The organism is Leifsonia sp. KNZ13-11D (assembly GCF_056754895.1).
The window spans coordinates 382933-393840 of the sequence record NZ_JBPGWU010000001.1 but is presented as its reverse complement, the minus strand read 5'-3'; the positions used below and the strand labels follow the sequence as shown (position 1 = coordinate 393840).

Annotated in this window: 10 protein-coding genes; 7 read left to right on the top strand and 3 right to left on the bottom strand. The window is 71.2% G+C overall.

The genetic code is table 11. From position 1 onward, the window contains the following. Positions 1–3 precede the first annotated feature (3 nt). The 4 genes from ACR9Y5_RS01985 (at position 4) to ACR9Y5_RS01970 (ending at position 4127) form a co-directional block, all read left to right on the top strand. Positions 4–1650 carry a SulP family inorganic anion transporter gene (locus tag ACR9Y5_RS01985; protein WP_481296380.1) on the top strand — a complete coding sequence of 549 codons (1647 nt, stop codon included), beginning with the start codon at positions 4–6 and terminating at the stop codon, positions 1648–1650. Between the two features lie 24 nt (positions 1651–1674). Beyond that, positions 1675–2349: a GAP family protein gene (locus ACR9Y5_RS01980; RefSeq protein ID WP_481296379.1), complete on the top strand. Its 675-nt coding sequence runs from the start codon at positions 1675–1677 to the stop codon at positions 2347–2349. A gap of 32 nt (positions 2350–2381) precedes the next feature. After that, positions 2382–3653, top strand: coding sequence for a DUF1214 domain-containing protein (locus ACR9Y5_RS01975; RefSeq protein WP_481296378.1), 1272 nt, complete (start codon positions 2382–2384; stop codon positions 3651–3653). A gap of 66 nt (positions 3654–3719) precedes the next feature. Continuing rightward, a complete protein-coding gene (locus ACR9Y5_RS01970; protein ID WP_481296377.1) occupies positions 3720–4127 on the top strand; it encodes a hypothetical protein in 408 nt (135 codons plus the stop codon). Positions 4128–4180: 53 nt separating this feature from the next. Here ACR9Y5_RS01970 and ACR9Y5_RS01965 read toward each other — a convergent pair whose 3' ends face one another. Further along, entirely contained in the window at positions 4181–4741 is a 561-nt protein-coding gene (locus tag ACR9Y5_RS01965) for a VanZ family protein (protein ID WP_481296376.1), read from the bottom strand. 228 nt (positions 4742–4969) lie between these two features. On the opposite strand from ACR9Y5_RS01965, the gene qcrB reads away from it, so the two are divergent. Further along, a complete protein-coding gene (gene qcrB / locus ACR9Y5_RS01960) occupies positions 4970–6643 on the top strand; it encodes a cytochrome bc1 complex cytochrome b subunit (RefSeq protein ID WP_481296375.1) in 1674 nt (557 codons plus the stop codon). On the opposite strand, the gene ACR9Y5_RS01955 is transcribed toward qcrB, so the two are convergent. Further along, positions 6618–7535: a LysM peptidoglycan-binding domain-containing protein gene (locus ACR9Y5_RS01955; RefSeq protein WP_481296374.1), complete on the bottom strand. Its 918-nt coding sequence runs from the start codon at positions 7533–7535 to the stop codon at positions 6618–6620. The genes qcrB and ACR9Y5_RS01955 overlap by 26 nt on opposite strands. Positions 7536–7626: 91 nt before the next feature. Between ACR9Y5_RS01955 and ACR9Y5_RS01950 the strand changes: the two genes are divergently transcribed. Further along, on the top strand, positions 7627–8352 hold the full coding sequence (locus tag ACR9Y5_RS01950; protein ID WP_481296373.1) for an SDR family NAD(P)-dependent oxidoreductase: 726 nt from the start codon (positions 7627–7629) through the stop codon (positions 8350–8352). A gap of 193 nt (positions 8353–8545) precedes the next feature. After that, positions 8546–9547, top strand: a complete 1002-nt coding sequence (locus ACR9Y5_RS01945) for a TerC family protein (protein ID WP_481296372.1) — start codon at positions 8546–8548, stop codon at positions 9545–9547. Here the strand turns inward: ACR9Y5_RS01945 and ACR9Y5_RS01940 are convergent. Next, positions 9519–10853: a low temperature requirement protein A gene (locus tag ACR9Y5_RS01940; RefSeq protein ID WP_481296371.1), complete on the bottom strand. Its 1335-nt coding sequence runs from the start codon at positions 10851–10853 to the stop codon at positions 9519–9521. The two genes, ACR9Y5_RS01945 and ACR9Y5_RS01940, sit on opposite strands and share 29 nt — an antisense overlap. Positions 10854–10908: the final 55 nt, after the last annotated feature.

The window sequence follows — 10908 nt, the reverse complement described above, 5'->3', positions numbered from 1 at the left end:
CGCATGCAGCGACCGCTCGCAGGTCTCAGCTGGCGCAACGCCGGCTCGGAAGCGGTCGCGGGTGTCACGCTGCTCGCCATCGCGGTGCCCCTGAACATCGGCTACGCGCAGATCGCCGGCCTTCCGCCGACCGCTGGGCTGTACGCGCTCGTGCTCCCGGCGATCGTCTACGCGCTGATCGTGTCGTCCCGCCAGCTGGTCGCGTCGCCGGATGCGGCGGCGGCCGCGCTGGTCGCCTCCTCCATCGGCGGACTGGCGGTCGCCGGAAGCGCCGACTACCTCAGCCTCGCGTTCGCGCAGGCCATCATCTGCGGCGCGCTGTTCGCGCTGGCCGCCGTGTTCCGGCTCGGGTTCCTGGCGAATTTCCTCTCCAAGCCCATCCTGATCGGCTTCGTCGGCGGACTGGCTCTCGACATCCTCATCAGCCAGTTCGCGAAGATGTTCGGCGAGAAGATCGACTCGGGTGCGGAGTTCACCGACAAGCTGTTTGCGGTCATCACCGGACTGCCGAACCTGAACGGCTGGTCCCTGCTGATCGCGGTGCTGTCGGTGATCGTGCTGGTGGTCGGGCCGCGCATCGCCCGGTCGGTGCCGTGGGCGCTGATCGTGCTCGTGGTCGCCACTGTGGTCGTCGTCCTGACCGGGCTCGAGGCCCAGGGGGTCGCGGTGCTGGGCCCGGTGGATGCGGGTCCGCCGGCGATCACCTGGCCGGTGCTCGACTGGGGCAGCTGGCTCGCGCTCATCCCCTCGGCGATCGCCCTGACGATGGTCACGATGGCGGAGGGCCTGCTCGTCGCCCGCAACTACGGCGAGAAGCACCGCTACGGCACCAGCCCGAACCGCGACCTGCTCGCGTTCGGCGCGGCGAACGTCGCGGCCGGTGCGACCGGCGGGTTCGCGGTCGGCTCGTCCACCTCGCGCACCGCGGCGATGGACCAGGCGGGTTCACGCACGCAGCTCCCGTCGCTGGTCGCCGCGGTCGGTACGCTGCTGCTCCTGCTGTTCGGGACCGGGCTCCTCGAGCATGTCCCGTCGCCTGCGATCGGCGCGATCGTGGCGGTGGCGATCGTCCCGCTGCTGGGCATCCCGGAGTTCGTGCGGCTGTGGCGGCAGGACCGGTTCGAGTTCGGCATCGGCGCGGTGTGCTTCGTCGTCACCCTGCTCATCGGGGCGATCCCCGGCATCGTCGTGGCGTTCGTCCTTGCCCTGATCAACCTGGCCAAGCGCGCATCCACCCCGGCGATCGACGTGCTGGCCGCCGATGGGGACCCGGACTCGTCGCTGCTCGACCCTGCGCCGAAGGGAGCCACGACCGCGCCCGGCATCGTCGTCATCCGCCTGGCCGCTCCCCTGTTCTTCGCCAACGGCTCGGTCTTCGCCGACGCCGTCAAGCGCGCGGTGGTGGGCGCGGAGGGCGTGCGGCACGTGGTCCTCGACCTGGAGGCCGTCACCGACGTGGACGTCACCGGCGCCGAGGACTTCGCCGACCTGAAGGAGTGGCTGACCGACCACGACGTCGACCTGTCGTTCAGCCGCCCGCGGAGCGACCTGGTCGAGCGGATGCGGCACCTCGACGTGCTCGGCGACGAGCGGCTCTACCCCACCAACCGGGCCGCGCTCGCGGACCTCGGCACACCATCCGTCGGCTGACGGCCACGAGAGAGCAGGATCAGCATGGGACCCGTCATCGGAGACATCCTCCCCCTCGCGCTCGGTGTCGCGATCAGCCCCATCCCGATCATCGCGGCCATCCTGATGCTGCTGTCGCCGAAGGCCCGCGGCACCAGCCTCGGCTTCCTCCTCGGCTGGGTGCTCGGGATCGTCGTGGCGGTGGTCCTCTTCACCCTGCTCTCCACGGTCATCCCGCACGGCGACGACGCCGAGCAGTCGAAGCCTGTCGTGGGGACGATCACGATCATCCTGGGCCTGCTGCTGCTCGTGCTCGCGGTGCGGCAGTGGCGGTCGCGTCCCGCTGCGGGCGCCGAGCCGGCCCTGCCGAAGTGGATGGCCGCCATCGACACGATGACCGCGGTCCGGGCGCTCGTGCTCGGGTTCCTCCTCTCCGCCCTCAACCCGAAGAACCTCCTGATGGGCGTCGCGGCCGGCGTCGCGATCGGCTCCGACGCGCAGAACGCAGGGGAGGCCGTCGTCGCGGTGATCGTCTACACCGTGATCGCCGCCTCCACCGTCGCCGTGCCCGTGATCGCGTACCTGGCCGCCTCCGCGCGGATGGCCCGGCCGCTCGAAGCCCTGCGCACCTGGCTGGTGCACAACAACGCCACCATCATGGCGGTTCTGCTCCTGGTCATCGGCGTCGTGCTGATCGGCAAGGGGCTCGGGCGGTTCTGAACCGCCCCAGAACACCGAGATCGGAGAACGATATGCCCGCAACGGACGCCACCGCCCTTCCGACCGACGACGAGATCGTCGACGCCTACCTGTACCTGTTCGGCCGGCTCCTGGTCGCACGGCAGGAGAAGTACGACATCGACGTCGAACGCGTCGGCTGGAACACGATCAAGTACAACCCGCTCGGTTCGGCCGAGTTCGTCAACCCGAACCTCGACGTTGCCTACCTCGAGGCGTGGATCGCCGTCGACCCCGCGCACGCGGTCACGCTGCACGTCCCCGAGATCGTGGACCGCTACTACACGGTGCAGGTCGTTGACGCCTGGGGCGAGGTGATCGCGAACATCAACGAGCGCAACTTCCCCGAGCATCCGTCCGGGCCGGTGTCGTTCCGCCTCGCCGGGACGACCCCGCCGCTCCCGGACGGTGCGCTCGCGATCGACCTGCCCGGCCCCAAGGCGAAGATCCTCGCGCGGGTGGAGCTCAAGGCGACACCGGAGGAGGCCGTCGCGCTGCAGAGACGGTTCACGATCGACGCACCGTCCGGTATCGACATCGCCCCTCCTCCGGCGATCCCCGACTTCAGCAACGCGGAGCTCCCGGGAGCGGAAGCGTTCACCGCCGGGCCGGACCTTCTGGAGACGGCGCCGGATGGGATGCCGGACGCACCCCGCTACGCTGGGCTCGTCCGCGCCATCGCCGAGAGGATCGCGGGCGACGACGAGGCCAGAGCGGCGGTCGACGAGGTCGTCCGCACGAAGGCGTGGCCGGCCTTCCTCGCCGGCACCAAGGGCTTCGGAACCCAGCGCAATGGCTGGTCGGTCGCGTTCTCGGCGGGCCGCTTCGGCAACGACGTGCTCGCCCGCGACATCGTCGACTACGGCGGCCTCTGGGCCAATACGGTCGATGAGGCCATCTACTACGTCGGCCAGCTCGGAAGCGACGGCGCCCTCCTCGACGGCTCGGCCGCCTACGAGATCCGCTTCCCGAAGGGTGAGCCCGCGGGCCTGGTCGACGCGTTCTGGTCGCTGACGCTCTACTCGGTGCCGGACTATCGCGTGGTCCCGAACCCGATCGACCGCTACGGCATCAACTCGGAGGCCGTGCTCCCTCCCGACGACGACGGCAGCGTGAGCATCTGGATCGCGCCGGAACGTCCGGCGGACGTGGCGGAGTCGCAGTGGCTCCCGTCCCCGAAGGGCGGCGGGTTCTCGCTCAACCTCCGGCTCTACGTCGCCCGGAAGCCGGCCCTCGCGGGCGAGTGGTTCCCGCCGCCGATCGTCCGGGCGGCCACGCCGGCGTGACCTCGAGTGGCGCCGGCACAAGTCGGCTGGGGAGACGGGAACCTTAATGATGGAGACCCGTAAGACGTGGGGACGTACTTCGACGCTCTCACCGCGTACCGCGACGGTCAGCCGGACCCGATCGTGCGGATCTTCGCCGCCGCGTCGTTCGCGGCTCTGAGCAACGCGGACGAGCTCGCCAGGGATCTCAGCGACGCGCAGGACGAGTGGGAGGGTCGGATGCGCGGCATCCGTTCCGACGCGGCGGCTCGCGCGATCGCCCGCCTGAGCATCGAGTATCCCGTCCTCACCGCCGCCACCGCCGCCTCTTTCACCGGCCTCAGCAAGCCGGCGGTCGGGAACGGGCTGGACCAGCTGGTCGAGCGCGGCATCCTCAGTCCCGGCAACTCCAAGAGACGCAAGCGGGTCTGGATCAACCAGGAAGTGCTCGATGCCCTCGAGGCCTTCGCCGCGCGCTCGGGGCGCCGCCGCTAGGCACACGTCCGGACGCTTCCCGCGCCGAAAGCTCCCGAGCGGGCGGCGGCTGCCTACCGCCCGACCACGGGCAGTGGATGCAGCGGATGCAGCGGGCCGCCGAGCAGGGATGCGCCCCACAGTGCCGCGACAACGGTCGCGATCGAGCAGGTCCAGAGCAGGACGGGCACCGCCCATCCGCCGGACGCTCGCCGCGCGACCGCCAGTACGACCAGGCCGCCCACGGCGCCGACGGTGTTGAGGATCACGTCCGTCACGTCGGAGCTGCCCACCGCGAGCACGTACTGGGCGGCCTCGAGTGCGCAGCTCGCCAGCGCCGCGACGGCGGCCACCCGGAGCGCCCGCCACCGCGGCGCCAGCACGCCGAGGTAGACGCCGAACGGCACGAACAGCGCGACGTTCGCCAGCATCTCGGACGGCCGGTTGTCCCCGAAGCCCTCGCTGGCGACGAAAGGGACGAGCTTCACGGCCCGCACGCCCTGCCCGCCGAAGTCGGGCGTGTGGAACTTCCACAGCACCGCCCACACCAGCAGCACGAGGTACACGGCGAACAGCACGACCGGGAGCGGCCCCCGCGCGGCGCGCGGGCGGCGGACGGAGACGGATGCGGTCATCCTTCGACGCTAGGGAGCCCTGCGGCGCGGCGGATCGGCCGGAGGTAGCGGGCGCCTCCGTCGCGAGGACGACATCGTCGCAGAGCGCGGGCCGGCGGAACCCGCCGCATCCAACCCCGTTGGTCCGGTCTTCCCGTCCGAGCGTGAGTTCGTGCCGCATTGTCACAAACACGGGGGCCGTCCGGTCATAGAGGTGAAGGCCATTCACCGCCCGGACAGGAGGCACTCATGCGCCGGATCCTCGACGACCGACGACGGAGACCATCGGTCACAGCACGGCTCGCCAGGGCGGCCTCCGGGAGCGCGGCCGGGCGCCGCATCGCCGCCCTGCGGGACGAACTCCGGATGCGCCGCGTGCCTCTGCACTGGACGAACCTGTTCGGCGTCGTGGCCGTCGCGTGCGTGCTGGCGCTGTTCGTCACCGGCTTCCTCCTCATGTTCCTCTACACGCCGTCGGGGACGCGCGTGATCTACGACGGCACGTACGCACCGCTCGCGGGCGCCGAGATGTCGAAGGCGCTCGAGTCGACGCTCGCGATCACGTTCGAGGTGCCCGGCGGCCTGCTGGTCCGCCAGGCGCACCACTGGGCGGCCCTGCTGCTGCCCGCCGCGATCATGCTGCAGCTGGCGGTGTCGTTCTTCACCGGGGCGTTCCGCCGGCCGCGCCGGCTGTCGTGGGTGCTGCTGTTCGGCCTGCTGATCACCGCCCTGGTCGGAGGCTGGAGCGGGTACGCGCTGCCCGACGACATGCTGTCGGGCACCGGACTGCGGATCGTGGAGGGAATCGTCCTGGGCATCCCGGTCGTCGGCACCTGGCTGTCCGCGCTGCTGTTCGGCGGCGAGTTCCCCGGGCGGATCATCGAGAACCTGTACCCCATCCACGTCGCGGTCGTGCCGGCCCTGCTCGTGCTGCTGCTCGCGGCCAGGGCGCGGCGCGCCTCCGTGCAGAAGCCGCCGCAGTTCGCCGGCCCCGGGCGCACGGAGGAGCGGATCGTCGGAGTCCCGGTGCTGCCGCAGCTCGCGGCGCGCGCAGGCGGGCTGCTCGCCATCGCGACGGGTGGCATCGTCCTGGTCGCGGCGACGGTGACCATCAGCCCGATCTGGCTCTACGGCCCCTCCTCCCCGGGCGACGCCTCCGCGGGCTCGCAGCCGGACTGGTACACGGGCTTCCTCGACGGCGCGCTCAGGCTCGTCCCGCCCGGCTGGGAGTTCGAATGGCTCGGCCGCACCTGGACACTCGCCATCCTCATCCCTCTGGCGGTGGTGGGGCTGTACCTCCTCGCGATCGCGGTCTACCCGTTCGTCGAGGAATGGATCACCGGGGACCACCGCGACCACCACCTGCTGGACCGGCCGCGCAACGAGCCGACCCGCACCGCTCTGGGCGTCTCGGCGATCGTCTTCTACGCCGCGCTCTGGGGCGCCGGAAGCGCCGACCTGGTGGCCACGCACTTCCAGCTCACGGTGGAGTCGGTGGTCGCCGGCTACCGTGCGCTCGTCGTCCTGGGGCCCATCGTCGCGTTCGTGCTCACCCGCCGGGTCTGCCTCGCCCTGCAGAAGCGCGACCGCGACATCCTGCTGCACGGTTACGAGACGGGGCGGATCGTCCGGCTGCCCGGCGGCGAGTACGCCGAGGTGCACGGCTCGGTGGATGCGGCCGAGCGGTACCGGCTCGCCGGCCCGGTGCCTGCACGCCCGGCCCAGGCCACGCCCGACGAGGACGGACGGCGGCGGCCTTCGCAACGGTTCCGGGCGGCGCTCGCCCGGATGTTCTTCGAAGACAGGCTGGAGCCGGCGGACCCGATGAGCCGCGACGAGGTCGTCGCTGGAGCACGAACGGATGAGGCGATCGCACGGAACGAGGTCGGTGCGGGGCTCAGAGGTCGTCCGGGTTCAGGTTGAGGGTCACCGACGAGTACACCTGCTGCTGCGCGTCGAAGACCCCCCGGTCGGCGTTGAGCCACAGCAGGTACGAGGCGGGGATGCCGAACCGCTGCGCGATCCCGTCGGTCGTGTCGCCGGGCGCGACGACGTAGCGGGCGGGCGCGCCGCTCGGGGTGGTCGCCGTCACCGCGCCGCGCGCGCCGACGAGTGGTCCGGCATCCACCGGGTGGACGTTGGACTGGCGCGGGGGGATCGACCACGTCACCGTGTCGACCGCGAGCACCTTGTTCGGCCCGAGCTCGACCGGGACCCCGTCCTCCGACGCGACGGAGGAGTAGGTGACGAGCGTCGTGAGGTACGAGGGCTTCGTGCCCAGCACGGCCGACGATGGTGCCGCCGCCGCGGTGGTCGGACCGCCGAGCGAGTGGTCCCCGATGCCGTGATAGGTGAGCCCGTCGCCGACGCGCGGCGGCGTCTCCAGGAACGTGACCGAGACCGGCACCGGCACCGTCGAGGTGAAGCCCGAGTACTCGACGGTGTACATCCCATCGCCCGTGGACACGACACGGTAGCGGTAGTGGATGCTGCCCTTCGGCGAGGCGACGCTCCCCTGCGCGACGACCGTGCCGGCCGGGACGTGCGTCAGTGTGGGCGCGGGCGGCGGAGGTGCGGGCGGCGTCGGGGTGGCCGTCGGGGTCGGCGGGACCGTGGGTGCGACCGTGCGTGGCAGCGGGGTCGGGGTGCCGGATGGATGCGGAGTCCGCTGCTGCGTCCGGAGCGGCGCGGACGCCGCCTTCGCGTCGCCGCCGAACAGCGCGCATCCGCTCAGCCCCGCGGTCGCCGCGACGAGTGCCGCGGCCGCGACCGTCCCGAGCACGACCCGCCGGAACGGTGCCCTCCTGTGAACCATGGTTCCCCCCAACCGGGATGCTAACAGGTGGCCGGGCGCCCCTCTTCTCCGCTGGCCCGGCGTATCGTGTGCTCGACACGGAGGAGGCGGCATGGCACGGGTGCTGGTGACGGGTGCGGGCAGCGGACTCGGGTTCGGGGCCGCACGCGAGCTGGTCGGGGACGGCCACACGGTGGTGGGCCACGTCCGGAGTCTCGACCGGGCGGACGAGCTGCGGACCGTGCTCGGGGACCGCGGCAGCATCCTCGCCGCCGAGCTTGCCGACGACGCGCAGGTGCGTGGCCTCGCCGACGCGGTGAGCGCCGCCGGCGGAGTGGATGCGGTGATCCACAACGCGGGCGTCATCGACGGGCGCGCCCTGCTCCCGGTCAACGTGAGGGCGCCGTACGTGCTCACGGCGCTGGTGCCGGCGGAGCGCGTCGTCTTCCTCAGCAGCGGGATGCACCGCGGCGGTCACCCCCGACTCGACGGCCTCGACTGGTCGGGCGGACGGACGACGGCCACCTACTCCGACACCAAGCTGCTGATCACCGCGCTGGCGGCGGCGCTGCCCCGCTACCGCGCCGGCGTCTTCAGCAACGCGGTCGACCCCGGCTGGGTGCCGACCCGGATGGGCGGCGCGCACGCCCCGGACGACCTGGAGCTCGGCCACCGCACCCAGGTCTGGCTCGCCGAAGGCGAGGACCCGGCCACTCGCACCTCCGCCTACTGGCACCACCAGCGGCAGCAGCGTCCGCATCCCGCAGCGCTCGACCAGGCGTTCCAGGACCGCCTCGTGGAGGCGCTGGCGGCGCACACGGGGCTACGCCTGGGCTGACAGCGCCGACGTGCCGGCGCTTCCCCAGGCAGTCTCCCGATAGGATCGACGCAACAAGGGGAGTACTCCCGCAGGCAGCGAGCCCGTCAGTACGGATGCGCCACCGCATCCCGGGCCGCTGGTCCCGCCGCCGACAAGGCGTCGGGACGGAGGAGACCTTGGCGAATCGCTACGCCTACCCCTTGGAGTCCCGGTGCAGGTCACCCCGCTCAGCTGGATCATCACCATCGCGGTGACGATCGCCTTCTTCGTCTACGAGTTCTTCGCGCACGTGCGCAAGCCGCACGAGCCCACGATCGGCGAGTCCGCCCGCTGGTCCGCGTTCTACATCGGACTGGCGCTGCTGTTCGGCGTGGGGATCGGCCTGGTCTCCGGGTGGGACTTCGGCGGCCAGTACTTCGCCGGCTACCTGACCGAGAAGGTGCTGTCGGTCGACAACCTGTTCGTCTTCCTGCTGCTGATGACCGCCTTCGCCGTGCCGAAGGCGTACCAGCAGAAGGTGCTGATGATCGGCATCATCATCGCGCTGGTGCTGCGCGGCGCCTTCATCGCGGTCGGCGCGACCCTGATCGAGAGCTACTCGTGGGTGTTCTACCTGTTCGGCGCTCTGCTGCTGGTGCTGGCGTGGCGGCAGGCGTTCGGCTCGCACGGCTCCGACCCGTCCGACAACCGGGCGATGCGCTTCATCCGCCGCCACCTCCCGGTCACCGAGGAGTACCACCGCGACCGGTTGACGGTGAAGAAGGGCGGCCGGCGCTTCGTCACGCCGATGCTGCTCACCGTCATCGCCATCAGCCTGATCGACGTGGTCTTCGCCGTGGACTCCATCCCGGCGATCTACGGCCTGACCAGCGAGGCGTACATCGTCTTCACCGCGAACGCGTTCGCCCTGATGGGGCTGCGGCAGCTCTTCTTCCTCATCGGCGGGCTGCTCGAGCGGCTGGTCTACCTCTCGCAGGGACTGGCCGTCATCCTCGGGTTCATCGGCGTGAAACTGGTCTTCCACGCGCTGCACGTCAACGAGCTGCCGTTCATCAACGGCGGACGGCCGGTGGAGTGGATCCCGGAGATCCCGGTCTGGTTCTCGCTGGTCTTCATCGGCGCGACCATCGCCGTCGCGGCCGTCGCGAGCCTCCGGAAGACGCGGAATGCGACACCGACGGCGGTCACGACGGGCGAGGCTGCGCAGCGCTGAGGCGCGCTGCGTCCGGGTCGCGCTTCCAGGCGCGGAGAGTGTGCCCGTATCCGACCAGCTCGTGGCCGACGACCTCGACGACGGCGCCCAGCGCGACCAGGCTGACGACGATGCTGAGCGAGGTCAGTTCGCCCGGCCGGTCCAGATCGACCGGCTCACCGGGATGCGTCACCGCGCCGAAGACGACGGCGGCGGCGAGCGGGGTCAGGGTCACCAGCAGCAGCGGGACGTGGGTGAGGTCGAGCGAGCGGAGCAGCACGCTCCAGGTGCCGAAGATGAGGACGATCGTCAGCGCCAGCGGGACGGCGAGAGCCAGGGCGATCCCGAGCAGGGACACGCCGCCGCTCTCCACCGCGATCGTCGTCAGGTGAAGGCCGGCGCCGATGGCGGCGATGGACCCGAACAGCGGCAGATGGGCGTACCGCCAGCCGTAGGCGCGCTCCGGCAGGCGTTCGAGCACCAGCCTCGAGGGGACGAGGAAGTAGGTCCACCAGACGCACGCCGCCGTCACCAGCCCGGAGGCCGCGATCAGCACCGCCTCCGCCGACCAGCCGCTCTCCTGGGTGAGCGCTCCGACCGCGGCCGTCGTGCCGGCGATGACCTCGCCGATGGTGATGATCGTGAGGAGGGCGAAGCGCTCGGCGAGGTGCCCGCCGTTCCACGGCGAGTAGCCGAACCGGCGGGTGGCGACGGCCGGGGCGATCATCTCGGCGAGAGCCAATGCCACCAGCAGCCAGACGGTGATCGCCGTGGGCATCGGCACGATCGCGGTCGCCAGCCAGCCCACCTGCGCGACGGAGATGATGACGACGTACGAGAAGGCGTTGCGCCGGTGCTCCGGATCCTCCCGGGCGGCCCGCAGCCAGAGCGCGATCTGCGGCACGCGCATGATGATGTAGCCGATCACCATGAGCAGGTTGTTGGGGCTCTCGCCGTGCGCGGCCCGATCGAAGCTCACCGGCAGGCCGTAGGTGAGCACCAGGACGCCGATCATCTGCACGATGGTCGCCAGCCGGAGCAGCGCGTCGTCGTTGCCGTAGGCCGACATGAACCAGGTGAAGTTGAGCCAGGCCCAGCTGACCGCCCACACCGCGAAGGCGTAGGCGCCGATCGCGCGCCAGATGTCCCCGTGTCCGAGCTGTTCGGCCAGCTGATCGGAGGCGGCGGCGAACGCGACGACGTATGTCAGGTCGTAGAGCAGCTCCAGCGGTGTCGTGTTCCGGCCGCGCTCGCGCGGGTTGCGGCCCGGCATGGGCCGGATCCTGTGCCGCAGCTCGTGGCGCAGTTCATTCGCGAAGTCGGTCATCGTCCACCTGCCCTTCGGCGACGAGTCTGGCTCATCCGGGCGCCGGGTGGAAGCG